This window comes from Knoellia sp. B-D-2 (genome assembly GCF_057714695.1).
The window spans coordinates 2,023,534-2,041,105 of sequence record NZ_CM173189.1 but is presented as its reverse complement, the minus strand read 5'-3'; the positions used below and the strand labels follow the sequence as shown (position 1 = coordinate 2,041,105).

Sequence of the window (17,572 nt, the reverse complement as noted above, 5' to 3'; positions counted from 1 at the left end):
AGCGGGATCGGCCCGCCTCTGCTGCGAAAGGCACCCTTGCCATGTCTGCTCCGTTCATCGACATCAAGCCAAACACCAGCGGGCTTCCCGGCCTCGACGCGCTCGAGACGATCGTCGGCGGCCTGCTCGCGTTCGGACTCGTTGCCGCTGTCGCTGGCGTCGCACTGTCAGCGGTCGCCTGGGCCATCGGCAGCCACTCGTCCAACCCCCACGTCGCCGGCAAGGGCAAGTCCGGTGTCCTCGTCGCTGCGGGTGCGGCGATGTTGCTCGGCGCCGCCAGCACGCTGGTCACGTTCTTCAACAACGCTGGCGGCGGGATCCGGTGATGCGGGCGCCTCGCCTGCCACGTGGCGCTGCTTTCGTGGCGCTGCTCGTGGTTGTCCTCGGTGCGATGTTCGGCGCTGCCGCCCACTTCGGCGGCGCGAGCGATCGCCCTCCCCCGGCCGCACCCCGTCAGTCGGCGCCCGATGCCCGCGTCCCCAGCGCCGTGCCGAGCCTGCCGGACGGAACCTCGGACGTGGCACTTAAGGAGGGGCTCGCGAGGATCGCGTCGACCCCGCGCTACGAGGCGAAGTCAACGACCCCTCGCATCACGGGCGCGACAACAGAGCAGGCCGATCTCTACGCCACCGAGTTTGTCCGCCGCCTTTTGTCACGCGACTACACGAAGGTCCCGCGCGACTCGCACCTCGCCTGGGTCCAGGCCGAGTCCGCCGCCACGACCGAACCCTTGGTGATTGGCCTGGTGCCCGAGTCCGCGCGCGATCGGTTCGCCGTCTGGTCCGTGACCGACGCGACGGCCGGTCCGGCGCCCGTCCCGTCTCAGACAGAGTGGGCCCAGCTGGGGACTCAGCACACGGTCGACGTCGCGGAAGTCGAGCGCGTCCAGCAGCCCACCGTGTGGACGAATGCCGTCGCCAGCGGACGCATCACCGACCCCGGTGTCACGGCCCGCGAGGTCTCCGCGATGGTGACCCGCACCTCCGCTGCTGGCACGCAGCGGTTCAGCGTCGCGGTCAGCCTCAACCTCGAAGGACCACCGGTGCGGACGGCATACGGCGTCGTTGGCGTCATCACCTTCACCTCGATCCCGGTGGGTCCGTCATGAGCTGCGAGGGTCCGAACAAGCTAAACCCGCTCTGCCTAATCCAGGACTCGGTGAACGACGCCGCTGCGGGGGCCGCGACGTCGGCGTTCTCCCACATCGCCGGATACTTCGGTGAAGCATCGGTCAAGGCCACGACGTGGTTGTGGGAGCAGATCGACGAGGCGACCACCCTCGATCTCACGTCGCCGAATCTGCTGCGGGAGATGGCAATCACGGGAGCGATCGCCGCCGTGCTCTGCGTAGGCCTGTTCGCCATCCAGCTGATCCGTGCAGTCCTGCGCCAAGAACCCGGCGGCCTCCAACGCGCCCTATCAGGTCTCGTCACGGCCACCCTGGGGACTGCGTTGGCCCTCGCGGCCACCCGAGTCCTCCTTGCCGCGGTCGATGCGCTCAGCGCCGGTGTCGTCCAGGCCACCATGGACACTCACGTCGCAGGTCTCGGGGCCAAGCTCACCGTCGCTCGGCTCACCTCCCAATCGAATCCAGCTGTGGTATTGCTGCTCTCCCTCGTGACGCTCGCCGCGGTCGTGATCGTGTGGGCGGCCATGCTGGCGCGCAAGCTCATGCTGCTCGTCGCTGCCGTCCTCGCCCCGATCGCCTTCGCCGGAGCTGCCGCTGACTTCTCCCGCGCGTGGGTGCGGCGCTGGATCGAGTTCGTCGTCGCGATGATCGCGTCCAAACTCCTCCTCGTCCTCATCCTGTCGATCGGCGTCTTCATCCTCGAAGGAGCCGGACAAGCCGGCGACGGCGCGACCCAACAAGCCACCCAACTCATTGGCGGCGCGTTGGTGCTCCTCATGGGTGGCCTCGCCCCCTGGGTCTCGATCAAGATGTTCAGCTTCGCCGGGGAGTCGATCCACGCGGCGCACGCGGCGGCATCCCAAACCGGCACCGGTGCTCGCAGCGTCGCCGCGGCCCCTCAGAAGGTCGCGGCGATTCGAGCAACAGGTCGGGCGCTCCTGCCAGCCATGGCTGCGACTGGTGGCGCTGGAGCCGCGGCTGGACTGGCAGCCAGAGGTCAGCAGGCGCCCCAACTGCGACCCGGCCCACTTGAGAACGCTCCTCACCCCGGCGACCAACAGGCCGCCCAGGGTCGGGGACCCTTCAACCGCTCGGCTGGGGCCGTCGAGTCTCGCGGTCCAGCCGCAGCCTCGGCCGCGACAAACGCGACGACCCCAGCCGAGTTCACCCTCACGGAACCTCCGCGAGGTGGAGCTTCCGGGAGTGGCCCGCCCACCCACACGACACCTCCAGCGTCCGGGCCACAACCCCCTTCGCCTTCAACAGGTCCACACCAGACGCCGCAGAAGAACTGATCAGGAAGCCTCGCCATGACCGACACCACCTCCACGGCTCCCGCGATCCGATTCGCCCGGCTGCCTCGCCGAGGGGTCCTCCTCGGCTTCTCGGCCCTGCGTCTCGCCTCCCTGGGCTTCGCGGTCGCCATCCTTGTCCCTGCCCTCTTCGTCGGTGGGAGCCAAGGCGCCGCGCTCACCTCACCGATATGGGGAAGCGCCATCGCGGCAACGTTCGTCCCATGGCGCGGCACCCCGCTGATCGAGTGGGTGCCCACCGCGCTGCACTACGCATGGCGCAGCGCGACCAGGCAGACGCGCTTCCGGGCCCGCCCGGACCGGCCACGCCCCTCCGGCACGCTTGCGTTGCCGGGGGACGCCGCAGCCCTGCGCTTTCTTGTCGACCCCGACACCGGCGCCGCGATGCTGCACGATCCGCACGCTCAGACCCTCACCGCAATCGCCATGCTGAGACACCCTTCATTCGTGCTCCAGTCGCCGGACGAGCAGGCCCGCCGGGTCCATGGCTGGTCGCGCACTCTCGCCCACCTCGCCGCGACAGGCAGCGGTACCCGGGTCCAGATCCTCGAGGTCACCCTCCCGGATGCCGGCCGCGGCATCACCGGGTGGTGGGAGACCCACGCCAGTGGGGACAAGGACGCGTGGGTGGTCCGGCAGTACGAAGAGCTCATGACGACCGTGGTCCCGGCGGCCTCGACCCACCGGACACTCGCCGCTCTTTCGCTGGACCTGCGCAAGGCGCGGCCGCTCATCCGCCAGTCCGGTCGCGGCCTCGTCGGAGCAGCCGCCTTCCTCAAGCAGGAAATGACGTCGTTCCAGGCCAGCCTGAGGGCGGCCGAGATCCAACTTCCCTGGTGGCTCGGTGAAGAGGACGTCGCCGCGACCCTGCGCACCGCTTACGACCCCGGCTTCGGCGCCACCGTTCAGGCCACAGCCAAGCTCGACACCGCGGGTCCCGTCGCGGTCGAGGAGTACTGGGGCCACCTCCAGCACGACACCGGTCACTCTGCGGTCCTCTGGGTCAGCGAATGGCCCCGTGTCGCCGCTCCCCCGTTCTTCCTGCACTCCCTCGTCTTCCAGCCCGGGATCCGCAAAACGATCTCCATGACGTACGAGCCAATCCCGGCCGACGAAGCGATCCGCGACATCCGACGCGCCAAGGTCGAGTACGCCACCGACGCCGCCCAGAAGGCCAAGCTCGGTGTCATCGCCGACCTGTCCGACTCGGTCGAGGCCTCCGACGTCGTCGACCGTGAACGTGCCCTCATCTCGGGTCACGCCGACATCCGGTTCACCGGCCTCGTCGCCGTGACCGCCGGCTCGCTCGAGGACCTCGAGGCCGCGGTCGATGAGATCGCCCGGGCCGCAATCCAGTCCGGCTGCGAGACCCGGCGGCTCTACGGGCAACAGGCCCGCGCCTTCACTACCGCCGCGCTCCCCCTCGGCCGGAAGGTTTCCCGATGACCCGCCGCACGACCGAAGCCGCCTTCTTCACTGCGTCCGGGACACGGCGTCGTATGCCGTCCGCCCGCCCAGCGCTTTCAGCTCTCCGGTCGCTGGGTCACCTTCCAGGCAACGAAGGTGAGCCGAAGGAGAAGCGCGAGCGGACGGCATACCTGCCCGCCGGAGGCGAGAACGGACCGGAGGCGGGGCGATCACTGCAACGGCTGCGAGTCCCCGCGCATCGGGCAACCTCGGACGTGGTCGCTGGTGCCTACCCGTTCCTGGCGGAGGCTGGGCTTGGGTCGGAGGGGGTCTACATCGGTCAGGACGCGTGGTCCGGTGGCGGGTTCTGCTTCGACCCGTGGGTGCTCTACGGCAACGGGGTGCTCACGAACCCGAACTGCCTGCTCGCCGGGGTCGTGGGCAAGGGCAAGTCGTTCCTAGCCAAGTCCATGGCGACGCGGTCGATCGCGGTCGGGCGACGCGTCTACGTGCCGGGCGACCCGAAGGGTGAGTGGACCGCGGTTGCTGAGGCTGTTGGTGGGGCGTCGATCCAGCTCGGCGGCGGTACCCGGCACCGGCTCAACCCGTTGGACCCGGGACCGCGCGGGTCGTTGCTCGACGAAGGTGCTTGGGCTCGGGAGGTGGCGCAGCGGCGCCGCGTGCTCGTCGGGTCGCTGGCGGAGTCGGCGCTTGGGCGGCCGCTGCGGGCGGTCGAGCACACGGCTCTCGATGCGGCGCTGACGTCTGCTGTGTCGTCGAGCTCCACGCCAACGCTGCCGATGGTGGTGGACGCGATGCTCACCCCGCGCGTCGGGCTGCCGGGCGCGACCGTGAAGGAGCTGGCACGCGATGGCCGGGAGGTCGGTCACGCGCTGCGCCGTCTCGTGTCGGGTGACCTGGCGGGGTTGTTTGATGGGCCCTCGACGGTCACTCTCGACCCTTCACTGCCGATGGTGACGCTCGACCTGTCGCGGGTGCACGGCTCGGACCAGCTGATGGCGATGCTGATGACCTGTGCGTCGGCGTGGATGGAGTCAGCACTGGCCGACCCGGCCGGCGGTCAGCGGTGGGTGATCTATGACGAGGCGTGGCGGCTCATGCGCCAGCCCGCGTTGCTCGCGCGAATGCAGTCACAGTGGAAGCTGTCGCGTGGGCTCGGGATCGCGAATCTGCTTGTGGTCCATCGCCTTTCGGATCTCGATGCGGTCGGGGACGCGGGGTCCGAGGCGCGGGCGTTGGCCAGGGGGCTGCTGGGTGACTGCTCGACCAAGATCGTCTATCAGCAGGAGGTGAGCGAGGCTCGGCACGCGGCAGAGCAGCTGGGGTTGACCACCGCCGAACGGGACCAGCTTCCGGATCTGCAGCAGGGTGAGGGGCTGTGGCGAGTTGGTGGCCGAGCGTTCGTGGTCAGGCACCTCGCGACGGAGGCCGAGCGCTCTGTCTTCGACACGAGCCAACGGATGAGGTCAACGGCCAAGGGGCCAGGTGTCCCGGGTCAGGATTGACGTTGCGACCCGTCGTCTGTTGAGCTCCGGGGTTGGTGAGGAGCCACCGAGCATTCTCCGTCGTTGTTGACTCGAGCTTGGCCCCGAACTTAAGGACGGAGGCGGCGCCACTTGCGCCCTTGGATGGTGATGAATCCTTGGTTGACCAACAGAGCTCGCTGAAGGCCGCTCGGATCTGGGACGTCAGACCAGGCCAAGTCTGTGACGGGGCCGGCCTCCCAAACGCTGACGAAGTACGTCAGGTGGCGTGCTGATTCCTGCAGGTGGGTCGGCAGTTTCTGGAGCCACGACCAACCCTGCACTGGCGACCACTGCTCAATGTTTGGAAAGGCCTTACGACGTTGCGAGAGAAGGTGCGTATCGCCCTTCGGCTTGGGGCGTGGGAGTCGTCCTGCAGCCTCCCGAAGCGCAGCATCTCGTCGTGCGTCACGAGAACTGCGACGCAGCTGCCGTTGGTGCTCTAGGCGAGCTACTTGGGCGGCTCTGGCCGCCTGCAAATTCGAACGCCACTCCCGAGTTTCGGCCAGCGCGTAACGAAGATGGGGCGTTCGCAATCCTTGGTTGTCGAGGGTGCACTCCCATAGGTCATCCCAGCCGAGATCAGTGTCGTCCACCCCGGTCGCCCATAGGGTGCCGACCTGAACGTCCAAGTCTGGCGTGACGCGAACGTGGAACGCGACGTCGTGTGTGACGAGGGCAAGTTCCGCCTCTGTTTGACGGTCACAGGCCCAAAGCCACGTCACGGACGCCATCTGCTTTCGGTAGACGGCGTCGCGGCGGCGCCAGTCGTCCGAACTCAAGGGAGAGCGCTATACCTCGATCGAGTGCCCGGCGTCACCTGCGTGAGCATGTACATCCACACGCCCACCGACGATCTGATGCTCGATGGTCGCCCGATATCCCAGCCCTTCGAGCCACTCCCGCAGAATCTGCTGGAGGGCCAAGTGGTGGTACCCAGAGACCAGAAGGTCACGATCCTCATTGCCATCGCATTGAGGAGCAGAGCCTGGAAGGTGGGCGAAGTACGGTCGCACGACGCCTCCTGCCTTGAGGATCAAGGCACCTCCGCATCCTCCGGCGCCACGCGCGCACCAGAAGTGTTCGTATCGGACGCGCATCTCGATGGCTATCAGCCTTTGCGATGGAGCGACGACAGCAAGTCGCCCCGACGGCCCATCGACCACGGCGTAGCGCTCGTGAGCGGCGCTCCTCCCAGGAAGCTCGACTGTCTCCATTGACATGCGCAGATCAAACCGCGCGCTACCGACAGGGCATCCGGTCAGCCCCGCACTCAACGGCGGCTGGCGGCACAGGTGTGGAGGAAGGCCTCGCGGGGAGAGCCAGGGTGCCCCCAGCTCCTCGTTTCCGAATTGACGCAATCGAGGAGGGATCACAGCGATGGTGTTGAACAGTGTCCAAGGGACCACTTGGCCGGCAGTCCTACTCTTCGTTATGGGCCTCGGGCTTCTGCTCCTGGTCGACCGAAATGACCTCCGGCCCGGCTGTCGGGGTTCGGACTCGCGCCGGCGGCCGTCCCACACTGCGTCCCGGGCGACGGTGAGGCACGCGGCCGGACGACGTCGTCTCCGTGCACGGGCAGGGACTCTTCTGCCTGGCCGGAAACGGATGCGTGTGAGCGATCTCGGCTACCGCATCGGCAGTTCACGCGGGGTGGCCTGTCACGCCTCGATCGAGGACTCCGTCGTCATCCTCGGCCCGCCACGATCAGGAAAGGGGCTGCACTTGGCGATCCCGCTCATCCTTGACGCGCCCGGCGCTGTCGTCACAACCAGCACCCGTCCCGACAACCTCGCCGTCACGCTTCGCTCCCGCAGCACGACTGGCCCGGTAGCCGTGTTCGATCCGCAAGGGCTCGCGACCGGCATACGGTCATCGACGCGGTGGTCTCCGATCCGCGGCTGTCGGGACCCGCACGTCGCCATGATTCGCGCCAAGGGCCTGACCTCCGGCACGGCCGACGGCACCACGGACGCCAACTTCTGGCAGGCCTCGGCTGAGCAAGCGGTCCGCTGCCTGCTCCACGCCGCTGACCTAGGTGGCCGCACGAGTCGGGACCTCTATCGGTGGTCGCTGTCGGCGATTCACGCTGGCGAGGCTGTCCACATTCTCGCCACCCACGAGAACGCGGCGCACGCGTGGGATCAGGCCCTCGACGGCATCCTCAACGCCGACCCCCGTCAACGGGACTCGGTGTGGGCCATGGTCACGATCGCGTTCAACGCCCTGGGCGACCCCACCGTCCTGGACGCGCTCTCCCCCAGCCTCGGTGAGAACTTCGCCCCCGACACGTTTCTGTCGGCCAAGGGCACGCTGTACTTGCTTGGTACGTCCACGGGCGCGACCGCGACGTCGGGCATCGTGGCCGCGTTCATCGAGGACATCGTGGAGACTGCGCGGCGGCGGGCGGCCGCGTCACCGGGCGCGCGGCTGGACCCGCCGCTCTCACTCATACTCGATGAGGCGGCGAACTACCCCCTCCACTCCCTGCCCTCGCTGATGTCAGACGGGGGCGGGACAGGCATCTCAACCATCGTCGTGCTGCAGTCGCTGGCGCAAGCGCGGCACGTGTGGGGTGAGCATGCGGCACAGGCGATCTGGGACGCGGCGATCGTGAAGATCGTCCTGGGTGGCGGTTCGAACGCCCGGGACCTTGAGGACCTTTCGCGCCTCATCGGTCAGCGAGAGAAGACGACCAAGACGACGAGTCGCGGGCCCGATGGACGCCGTTCCACAACGACGTCCACGAGCAAGGTACCGATCGTTGAGCCTGCGCAACTGCGCACACTTCCGTTCGGAAGCGCGATTCTGTTGATGCGCGCGGCACCGGCAATCGCGCTGTCACTTCGCCCATGGACTAGGCGCAAGGATGCGGAGCAGCTCGCGGCTGGCCGAGGCGCTGTCGAGGTGGAACTACGAGCCGGGGCATTGGGTGAGCGGGCCGCAGCGGCATGACTGCCCTTGCGAGCTCACAGAGCGAGACGCCGCATTTTCCTGCGCCGGCACCGATGGGTGGCGGGCCGGTCCACGTGCCATCGCTGAGCGAGGCCGAGTACGAGGCGCTACTCACCGACCTCCGGATCTGGGTCGATGGTCTTCTCGCGAGGTTTGCTCTCGACCTCCGAACGATCCCGCCGTGCTGGGAAAGGCACAACGCCATGGTGGAGACGCTCGTAGCCTTGCGTGACGCCGAGCGCGGCTGCTTCGTCGATAGGCCCCCACCCAGCGCAGGGCTCGATTGGATCAGAGCCGTTCGGGACTGTGTCGTCTACTTGCGCGACCAAGCTGCCATAACCCGATGCACGGCCCACGAGCACCGCGACCCGGTGAGCCCGTTGACCCAGTGATCGACACCCGAATGGCTCGCGTCGGGAGCCTCCCGGCTGTCAGGGCCGGTCAATCTGAGGCCCAGGGCTGCGCGGTCGCTTAAACGACACTCGCAGCTACTAGACGAATCACGTAGGACCGGTGTCCGGCCAGCCTCGACTCGTCGCGGAGGTTTCTGCTTGTGGTGAGGGGTGACCGAAGCTGTGAGCTGATTGCGGATGATGCCGTCCGAGCCAGGAACGCGACAATCGTGCCGGCAGCCGCCAAGCCACGAGGACATGCATCGCAAGATCTACGTCGCCTGCGCCCGCGCACGCCGGCGCACCGTCGAGGTTCTGCCCGAGCCGTCAACGACCACCACAGCACGTCGACGACGTTCGCCGCGTCGCTGAGATCAGCCCCGGCTTCCACATGCCGGGCAGTGGTTGGCAGTTTGCCAGTCGTCGGCTCGGGGGAAGGGCCACAGTCTGTCGCAGCGGTCGGCTACGCCGCGAGCTACTCCTGATCGCCCTCGGGTTCGCGATTGAGTCGACCGCGGCCAGATCTCAGGCGACCGGGCAAGGCCTGCACGGACCTTCGCGCACCGTTGGCACCCTGCTTGGCACGCACAGCCGCAATGCCTCCGCCATGTCGGACCACTTCGATGCCTTCAGAGCCGGTCTCGATAGCCCGGTCGCGCACCTCGCCTGCCGCGGAAGACCAACGGCGCACCTCCAGGCCCTCGCGATTCGACGTCAGCCCGAGCAATCCGTTGAAGTCGATGATCGTGCTGCCGACCCGTTCGCTGGTCCGCGCCGCCTTCGGTGAGGCGGCCGGATGCAGCAGAACCTTCTCGTTCGCAGTGCCTGCCGCGGCGATGATCCGCATCAGCAGGCGCTCGGTGGCCGCACCGATGGCCGTGAGCCGCTTGTGTCGAGCTTCTTCCAGCCCTCGCCGATGGTCGTCCACCGCGTCAGGCGACGCGTCGAGCACCCGGTCCAGCTCGAGGACGTCGAGCCCGTCCTGCAGTTGGAACGTCCGGGCAAGTACCGCCAGCCACTCCTGCGTCGACGCTGCGGCGGCCGAGGTGGCGCTCGCGATGTCCGAGACCTTGTGCGCGGACTCTAGCTTTTCAGCCAAGCCGTCGAGCTGCGCCAACGCGTAGCCCTGGACCTCAGCGATGGTTGTGGTCAGGTTCTGCACCTTCGACCACGTCACCTCGTCGACCTTGCCGCGGGCTCGGCTGACCGTCATCGCCTCGTCAATCGCCATGCCTGCCCCGGTCAGCCGCGAGACCACCGAGTCCTTCTGCGCCCGCAGGACGTCGTCCAACTTCGCGTCGATGCGCGCCAGGTAGTCGGTGATCTCGTCCATCGTCTGCTGCATGGCGAGCTGCGCCATGATGCCAGCGGCGCCGGCGAGCATTGTCGGGTTGGTGAGAGCAGCACCAGGGCCACGGACGAACTCGACGAAACCCCTGGCCTGCCCCTTGTCGCCCCTCAGCACCCCGGTCGACAGGCCGCTCTTTGAGCTCTCCCTGAGGCCGTACTTCTTCATTGCCTTCGCCGACTCCTCGCTGAGCTTCACCCAGCGCCCCGAGTTCGCGGCGATCTCCGAGCCGGCCTGAGCCGCCGCTGAGCCCGTCCCGAGGATTCCACGGAGGCGACCCACGCCCAGGCCAGTCGATGCCAGTCCTGGGGCCTCTAGGCCCTCGGCGGCCAAGAACTGCTCTACCGCGCTCGGCGCTCCGAATACTGCCAGGCCGTGTTCGTCCGCCACGAGTTGGATCTCGTTGGCGTCTAGGTTCTCGTCGTCCTTCACGCGCTCTCTACCATCCTCGGTGCCTTCTCGATCGGTGCAGGTGTGAGTGTGGCTGCCAACTCCAACACCTCGGCTCGAAGTTCCCGTGGCGACGCGGTGAGGTCGATTCGGTGGACCGCGATAGGGGCGTTAGTACCTCGCACCTCGTAGCGCGGCGGGGCGGTCCCGCCATCGGCGTAGATCAGGTGCCCGGCGGTGAGGCCGAGGCGTGCGCAGTAGGTGACGAGTTGGTAGATGTCGGCGTTCGAGACCTTGCCAACCTCGTCGAGCACCTTGTACTTGGTGTCCGCGACTCCGGTCCACCCGGTGCCGTCGTCGCGCACCAGGTCGGGTCGGATCATGAGGGTCTCCCGCTGATCCAGTGGCAACGTGACCTGCGCCGACCAGGCCGGGTCAACGTCGGCCAGTAGTCGCGCCACCAGTCGCTCGAATAGGTGCGCCATGTTCACCCGGAATCCGTGCACGACAGTCTCTCCTGCCGTGCTTTCCACACTCGCGTGCCGCAGCGTCAGCGCGGCCAGCCCCAGCAGCGCGTGCAGACGGGCGTTCAACCGCGTCGGCTGCCACGCCGGCAGCGCCGCACCCGGTACCAGCCGCTCTGCCTCGACGAGCATCCGATCCATCCGACGCAGGTCCGTCTCCACGCCGGGCGTCAGACCCGGCAGGGTAAGCAGGGCCAGCGCTGCCGAGCGGATCAGCCGGTTCTCCGCCGTGTCGACGGTCCATTCGTCCACCGTGACCTCCAGCGGGCTCAGCTGCCCGAACCGCCGCAGGTACTGGTCCCGCAGCCGCAACCGTCCACGCAGCACGGGCAGCCTCTGATCCTCGGTGCGGTAGCCACGCAACGGACCTGCCGCGAGAGCATACTCAGCCTCCAGTACGAACATACGGGCAAGGACGGCTGATAGGTCGGCGTCGCCCGCCACTTCGACCCGCTCGTCGTCGACCGTCAGGTCCGCTGCCCCGTCCGCCATCGCGAGCAGGCGTAGCACCTGAACGGCCCCGATTTTCGGGGCGACTCGCACCACAAGGTCGCCGCGCGCCACGGTTCCGACCCAGTACTCAGCCGTTACCCTCCAGCCCAGCTCGTCCGGGGCGGCCTTCACCAGCTGCGAGGTGTTGAGCGCTGCCGCCTCGGCGGTGGTGAGGTCGACCGGGTACAGCGTCTGCCCCTCGGACAGCCGCCTCAGGTCACTGCGGGTCGGCACCGGCCTCATCCACCGCGGGTGTCACTAGGCCGTCCAACACGAGTTCTCGAGCCCACGTCGGGAAGGGATACCAGGCGTCTACCTGAGTGTGCTTGCCGTAGTGGTGCTCGACCAACATCGGGCGCAGCTCACGGCGCCATAGCCGGTCCAGCGCAGCTGGGGTCTCGGCGCCATCCCGCATGAAGTACGACGGGCCAAACGCCAATGCCGGGTCCAGCCCGCGCTTGGCCATCTCGGCGTTGAGGCGGTCGCGAAGATCAGCCAGTCCGGTCGGACGGCCGGTGCCCTCGCACCAGCGGTGCAGCATCCCCGCGAGTGCCGGCTCCTCCGAACCCATTGAGAGGAACACGAATCGGCGTCGCATAGCCGCGTCCAGCAGCGCGATCGACCTGTCCGCGGTGTTCATCGTGCCGATGACGAAGAGGTTCTCCGGCAGCGCGAAGCGCTCCCCCGCGCTGTACAGAAGCTCGACCTCGGCGCCGCGGTACTCCAGCAGGAAGTACAGCTCACCGAAAACCTTCGCAATGTTCGCACGGTTGATCTCGTCGATTACCAACACGAACGGCTTGCCCGGTGCGTTGCGCGCCTCGTCAGCGATCCGTTTGAGAGGCCCAGGGGTCACCGTCAGCGACGCCCCGCCGGCGTCCGAGGTCGCCACTGGTCGGAAGCCCTCGACGAAGTCCTCGTAGGAGTACGTCGGGTGGAACTGCACTAGCGCCGACTGGGCCTCGGTCAGCCCGCATGCCTCCAGCAGGGCCCGCACCAAAAACGTCTTCCCCGTGCCCGGTGGCCCTTCGAGCACCACCTGCCGGCGCTCGTTGAGGCTGATCAACAGTTCCTCAACCCAAGAGGCGTCTGCGTGGTGCAGTTGGGCCGCCAGCTCCTTCTCGTCGCAGACCAAGACGGCGGTCTCGACTGTGACCGGCTCGTCCTCCGCTTCCTCGAGCTCAGGCACGGACGACGCCAGGAGATTGTCCAACTTATCGTCGCCGGGCTGGGTCAGCTCGTCCTCGCTGCCTGTGAGCTCCTCGAGAGGGCCTGCGAGATCAGTCAGGTCAAGGACGTCCTCCCCCTTGAATCGCACTCTAGTCCGGATGCTGCTCGGCAACGTCTTCACCTCGGGGGCGACGTCGGAGTACCAGGTCACGCCCCGCGTCAGAAGTGTCATTCCACCGATGGACTGGAGCCGTGCCGGCTCGTCCAGCAGCCACCCCAACCGCAGTGCGCCGCCGTCCACGGTGGCGACGAGGTCACCTCCCTTCATCCCGAGTGCGAAGGAGAGCACATCGCGCTTCTTGGCCTCCCGCTTCACCACCTGGAGGTCTCCGTAGTGCTCATCCACCAGATCGCCCAACGACTTCTGGGTCGGCTCCTTGGGCAGCTGCGTCAGCTTGCCGACGGTGATCGACACGATCCCCTGCCGCACCCAGGTGGGGACGCGGTTCTGCTGATCGACCTCGCCGCGGACCAGCCAGGCGCGCTGCCCCCCGTCGTCGCTCCACGCCTGCAACAGGGGTGCTTGGTCGTAGCGGACCGCCGCGCCACCGGCCTCGGCCTGCAGACGCAGCGTGACCGCCTTCAAGTCCTTCTCCGTGTCGCCGGTGAGTAGGTCGTCATCCGTGCCGAGCGCGGTGACGATCGCCTGGCGGTCGACGGGACGCAGCATGGTCGTGAACGAACCCGGGTGGACAACGACGCACAGCAGGGCGGCGACGCGCGGGTCGACACCCGGCGCCGTGGCGGCGAGGTCGCGGAACGCCCACGGGTCGTCCAAGAGGGCGTCGCGGGCCTCGGCAGGCTGCTCGTGCCAGTGCACCAGCAGATTCGCGAAGGAGGACAGCATCACCCACGGAGTCGCGATGAGTGCCTGCCCGGCGTGGATGTGGCCCTGCTCGAGGTGCGCGGAAAGTTCCCATGGCAAGCCGGGCGGCAGGTCGACCGTTCGCAGCAGCGGGCCTCGGACGCGGCTGCGCTTGCTCGACCCGACCATGTCGCTGAGCGGTCCCACCAGCAACACCCACATCTCCGCGGCCAGCACGCGTGCTGTGTCCGGTGCAAGGCCCCGCATCGTCGCATCGGGGTTCGGCTGCGCCAGCAAGAAGTCACGCAAGGCCAACACTGCGGCGGCGCCCCAAGCGTCGAGTCCAGACGACAGCGCGGAGTCACCGCCGCGCCACGCCGCGAGTACAGGCGTCACGGCGAGCGTGGCGTGGGCGAACCCGCTCCCTCCGTGAGTGATCGCAGTCGCCGGGTCCTCGGCGGAGTCCAGGGTTGCCTTCCGCAAGGCGTCCCACTGGTAGTACAGGTCGACGGAGGACTGGAAGAAGTCCTGCGGGTCCGGATGCTGGGCGAGTGCTGCCCGTCCCTCGACGGTGGCGCGGAACCCATCACGGGTGGCGTGCAGCCATCCCGCATGCTCGATGTTGGTGGTGAGATTCCATCCGAGATTCGTCCAAGCTCGGACCGCGCCGCTGCTGGTGAGGCTTGCGTCCCAGGGCATCAGCGGCTCGAACGCCGAGGATGCGTCCTGAAGCTCGACCTGGAAGACCGGTTCGCGCAGCTCGACTAGTGCTTCCACCGCGTGCCGGATGCGGCGCACCGTGCGCGCCGGCCAGTCCGTGTCCGGGCCATCGGGTGCGGACAGGGCCACTGTGTCGAGGGAGTTCTCGGTCATGCGAGCCTCTCAGAGCATCCGGGGGTCGGCCGCTCGGGTGCCGGGGGCCGTCGCCAAGTGACGGTGGAGCACGATGGGGTCACGCCTGGCGTCTTGCGGGTCCGACCTAAGCGAAGGATTCGTCCCGACTCGGGGGGGAGCAAGCCGTCTCGATCCAGCTCCGACACAGACCCGCTAGTCGGGAAGGACGGAATGAGCCCGACCCACGGGTCGGGCCACTGCACACCCTTGTCGAACTGCTCGTCGGCGAATGCCTGGACGCGATTGTCGCGTAACTCCCCGAAGCCCGACGCGAACGCGCGGTAGTCCGCGATCACCCGCTCATGGACCTTGGCAACGTCCACGCTGGCTCCGATCCCCCTCGCCACAAATGCCACCTCCTGCCTGCGTCAACCTACGCCACCGACCGCTCGCACAGTGGGAACCCGGCGGATGGGTGGCTAGGTAGACGCCACCGGACGACCAGCGCAGAAAGAGCCCGCAACAGGTGACGGACGACCTGTTCGCGGCGGGTGGAGTCACCTCATCGCGCTCCAGCTACGATGTTCTCGGCTCCCTCCGGCGAGCCCGATACCCCACCGGTCAGTGGCCGAACGTAGGGTTGCCGCACATGACCAAGCAGCAGCGCCTACGGAACGTCGCCGAGGGTTTGATGGCCGGTCTCGTAGCCAACGGATTCACTGGTCCTTGGCGGTGGGGTCACCACCAGTGGGAAGGGGCCTTCTACCGCGTGTGGTGCGATTGGCCACCAGCCCAGCGTGATCCCGCTAGCTTTCCGACGTTCCAGTTGGGTGGCGGCGCTGGCCGCACGTCACAAGCGCGCGACATGCTGTGGACGTTGAAGAGCACTGTCGACGACGCTTGAAAACGAGGCCATAGCGACGGTCGAAAACGAGGCCACCCAGACAGATTGGATGGGTGATCTCTGTGGAGGATTGGGCTCTGATCCGGCGGCTGGTGGCGGACGGTGTTTCGCATCGTCAGGTTGCTCGGGACTTGGGTGTCGGTAGGTCGACGGTTGAGCGGGCGCTGGCGTCGGACCGGCCGCCGAGGTATGAGCGGGCGACGGGGCCGACCTCGTTCACGCCGTTCGAGCCAGCGGTGCGTCAGCTGCTCGCGGCGACGCCTGACATGCCCGCGACGGTGCTCGCCGAGCGGGTCGGGTGGACGGGGTCGATCACCTGGTTCCGCGACAACGTGCGGCTGCTGCGGCCGGAGCATCGGCCGGTGGATCCGGCGGACCGGTTGATCTGGCTGCCGGGTGATGCCGTGCAGTGCGACCTGTGGTTCCCGCCGAAGAAGATCCCGCTCGAGGACGGCACCAAGACACTGTTGCCGGTGCTGGTGATGACCGCGGCGCATTCCCGGTTCATGCTCGGCCGGATGATCCCGACCCGGCACACGGTCGATCTGCTGCTGGGGATGTGGATGCTGCTGCAGTTGCTCGGTCGGGTGCCGCGTCGGCTGATCTGGGACAACGAGTCCGGCATCGGCCGCGGGAAGCGACACGCTGAGGGCGTGGGGGCCTTCACCGGCACGCTTGCCACGACGTTGCAGCGGCTCAAGCCGAACGACCCCGAATCGAAGGGGCTGGTCGAACGCAGGAACGGCTACTTCGAAACCTCGTTCATGCCCGGTCGTGACTTCGCATCGCCTGCTGACTTCAACACCCAGTTCGGTGGCTGGCTGGATCTGGCGAACGGCCGGGTGGTGCGCACGACCCGGGCGCGGCCGGTCGATCTGATCGACGCTGACAAGGCGGCGATGCTGCCGCTGCCGCCGGTGCCGCCGGCGGTGGGGTGGGTCAACCGGGTCCGGCTGGGACGCGACTACTACGTGCGCGTCGACAGCAGCGACTACTCCGTGGACCCGGCGGTGATCGGCCGGTTCGTCGACGTCCATGCCGACCTGTCCCGGGTCGAGGTCCGCCACGACGGCCGGCTCGTCGCTGCTCATGACCGGGTCTGGGCCCGCGGGCAGACGCTCACCGACCCCGCCCACGTGGCCGCCGCGAAGCAGCTGCGCGAGCGGTTCCAGGCGCCCCTGCCGGCTGCCGACCCGCCCGACGAACTGGTGCGGGACCTGCGCGACTACGACCGCGCGTTCGGGCTCGTCGACGGTGAGGAGGTGGCCTGATGGCAGCCAGGACCAAGAGCGACGCGACCGAGGCGCTCAAGCAGCTCACCTACCTGGCGTCCGCGTTGAAAGCGCCCAGGATCACCGAAGCCGCCGCCCGGCTGGCCGACCACGCCCGCGACGCCGGCTGGACCCACGAGGAATACCTCGCCGCCGTCCTCGACCGCGAGGTCGCAGCCAGGAACGCCTCCGGCGCCCAGCTGCGGATCCGCGCCGCAGGCTTCGCCGCACGCAAGACGCTCGAGGAGTTCGTCTGGGACGCCCAACCCGCCGTCCGGCAACAGGTCGCCTCGCTCGCATCGGGCGGCTTCCTCACCGAAGCCCGCAACGTGGTCCTGTTGGGCCCGCCGGGCACCGGCAAGACCCATCTGGCCACCGGCCTGGGGATCGCCGCAGCCCACCACGGCCACCGGGTCCTGTTCGCGACCGCGACCGAGTGGGTCACCCGGCTCACCGACGCCCACCGCGCCGGCCGGCTCCCGCAAGAGCTCACCCGGCTACGGCGCTACGGGCTGATCATCGTCGACGAGGTCGGCTACCTGCCCTTCGAGCAAGACGCCGCGAACCTGTTCTTCCAACTCGTGTCCAGCCGCTACGAACACGCCTCGCTCATCCTCACGTCCAACCTGCCGTTCAGCGGCTGGGGCGGCGTCTTCGGGGACCAGGCCGTCGCTGCCGCGATGATCGACCGCGTCGTCCACCATGCCGACGTCCTCACCCTCAAGGGCGCCAGCTACCGGCTACGCAACCGCGGGATCGACACCCTGCCCAGCATCAAGACCCAAGACACGGCAGACTGAACAACACGAACCGGTGGCCTCGTTTTCGAGCGTCGCATCGGCCTCATTTTCGAGCGTTGCCGACAAGCACATCGCCGTTCCACAATCACGACCGTCAACCGCTCACAACGGAGCCGCTCGGCATGACGCCCGTTGAGTACCTCGAGATCTGGGTGAAAGGAGCGCACCCCGACGAGTGGATTGACCTCGCGCGAAGGTTCTTGGCCGAGATGAAGAACTAGAACTATTCAGTGG

The 17,572-nt window shown here is 67.9% G+C and carries 13 protein-coding genes; 10 read left to right on the top strand and 3 right to left on the bottom strand.

Features of this window, described 5'->3' with window-relative positions; all coding sequences use genetic code 11:
• The first annotated feature begins 41 nt into the window (after positions 1 to 41).
• From AC3EU2_RS09710 to AC3EU2_RS09675, 8 genes are all read left to right on the top strand, one after another.
• Positions 42 to 326, top strand: coding sequence for a DUF6112 family protein (locus AC3EU2_RS09710; protein ID WP_488176094.1), 285 nt, complete (start codon positions 42 to 44; stop codon positions 324 to 326).
• Positions 327 to 361: 35 nt separating this feature from the next.
• Positions 362 to 1,108: a hypothetical protein gene (locus tag AC3EU2_RS09705; RefSeq protein WP_488176093.1), complete on the top strand. Its 747-nt coding sequence runs from the start codon at positions 362 to 364 to the stop codon at positions 1,106 to 1,108.
• A gap of 50 nt (positions 1,109 to 1,158) precedes the next feature.
• Positions 1,159 to 2,424: a hypothetical protein gene (locus tag AC3EU2_RS09700; protein ID WP_488176092.1), complete on the top strand. Its 1,266-nt coding sequence runs from the start codon at positions 1,159 to 1,161 to the stop codon at positions 2,422 to 2,424.
• A gap of 15 nt (positions 2,425 to 2,439) precedes the next feature.
• On the top strand, positions 2,440 to 3,888 hold the full coding sequence (locus AC3EU2_RS09695) for an SCO6880 family protein (RefSeq protein ID WP_488176091.1): 1,449 nt from the start codon (positions 2,440 to 2,442) through the stop codon (positions 3,886 to 3,888).
• Complete coding sequence (locus AC3EU2_RS09690; protein WP_488176090.1) at positions 3,885 to 5,375, top strand: ATP-binding protein; 1,491 nt, start codon at positions 3,885 to 3,887, stop codon at positions 5,373 to 5,375. The genes AC3EU2_RS09695 and AC3EU2_RS09690 overlap by 4 nt, the downstream gene beginning before the upstream one ends.
• An 842-nt stretch (positions 5,376 to 6,217) precedes the next feature.
• Complete coding sequence (locus AC3EU2_RS09685; RefSeq protein ID WP_488176089.1) at positions 6,218 to 6,613, top strand: hypothetical protein; 396 nt, start codon at positions 6,218 to 6,220, stop codon at positions 6,611 to 6,613.
• 394 nt (positions 6,614 to 7,007) lie between these two features.
• Complete coding sequence (locus AC3EU2_RS09680; RefSeq protein WP_488176088.1) at positions 7,008 to 8,348, top strand: type IV secretory system conjugative DNA transfer family protein; 1,341 nt, start codon at positions 7,008 to 7,010, stop codon at positions 8,346 to 8,348.
• The gene (locus AC3EU2_RS09675) at positions 8,345 to 8,740 is read left to right on the top strand and encodes a hypothetical protein (RefSeq protein WP_488176087.1); all 396 of its coding nucleotides are present in this window, start codon (positions 8,345 to 8,347) and stop codon (positions 8,738 to 8,740) included. The genes AC3EU2_RS09680 and AC3EU2_RS09675 overlap by 4 nt, the downstream gene beginning before the upstream one ends.
• Positions 8,741 to 9,215: 475 nt before the next feature.
• Here AC3EU2_RS09675 and AC3EU2_RS09670 read toward each other — a convergent pair whose 3' ends face one another.
• The 3 genes from AC3EU2_RS09670 to AC3EU2_RS09660 are packed head-to-tail and all read right to left on the bottom strand — an operon-like array spanning position 9,216 to position 14,402.
• Positions 9,216 to 10,520 (bottom strand): hypothetical protein, encoded by a 1,305-nt coding sequence (locus tag AC3EU2_RS09670; RefSeq protein ID WP_488176086.1) that lies wholly within the window; start codon positions 10,518 to 10,520, stop codon positions 9,216 to 9,218.
• Complete coding sequence (locus AC3EU2_RS09665; RefSeq protein WP_488176085.1) at positions 10,517 to 11,728, bottom strand: McrC family protein; 1,212 nt, start codon at positions 11,726 to 11,728, stop codon at positions 10,517 to 10,519. Before AC3EU2_RS09665 ends, AC3EU2_RS09670 begins: the two co-directional genes overlap by 4 nt.
• Positions 11,712 to 14,402, bottom strand: coding sequence for an AAA family ATPase (locus tag AC3EU2_RS09660; RefSeq protein ID WP_488176084.1), 2,691 nt, complete (start codon positions 14,400 to 14,402; stop codon positions 11,712 to 11,714). Before AC3EU2_RS09660 ends, AC3EU2_RS09665 begins: the two co-directional genes overlap by 17 nt.
• 918 nt (positions 14,403 to 15,320) lie before the next feature.
• Here AC3EU2_RS09660 and istA point away from each other — a divergent pair.
• On the top strand, positions 15,321 to 16,538 hold the full coding sequence (gene istA, locus AC3EU2_RS09655; RefSeq protein WP_488176070.1) for an IS21 family transposase: 1,218 nt from the start codon (positions 15,321 to 15,323) through the stop codon (positions 16,536 to 16,538).
• Positions 16,538 to 17,338 (top strand): IS21-like element helper ATPase IstB, encoded by an 801-nt coding sequence (gene istB, locus AC3EU2_RS09650; RefSeq protein ID WP_488176069.1) that lies wholly within the window; start codon positions 16,538 to 16,540, stop codon positions 17,336 to 17,338. The genes istA and istB overlap by 1 nt, the downstream gene beginning before the upstream one ends.
• Positions 17,339 to 17,572: the final 234 nt, after the last annotated feature.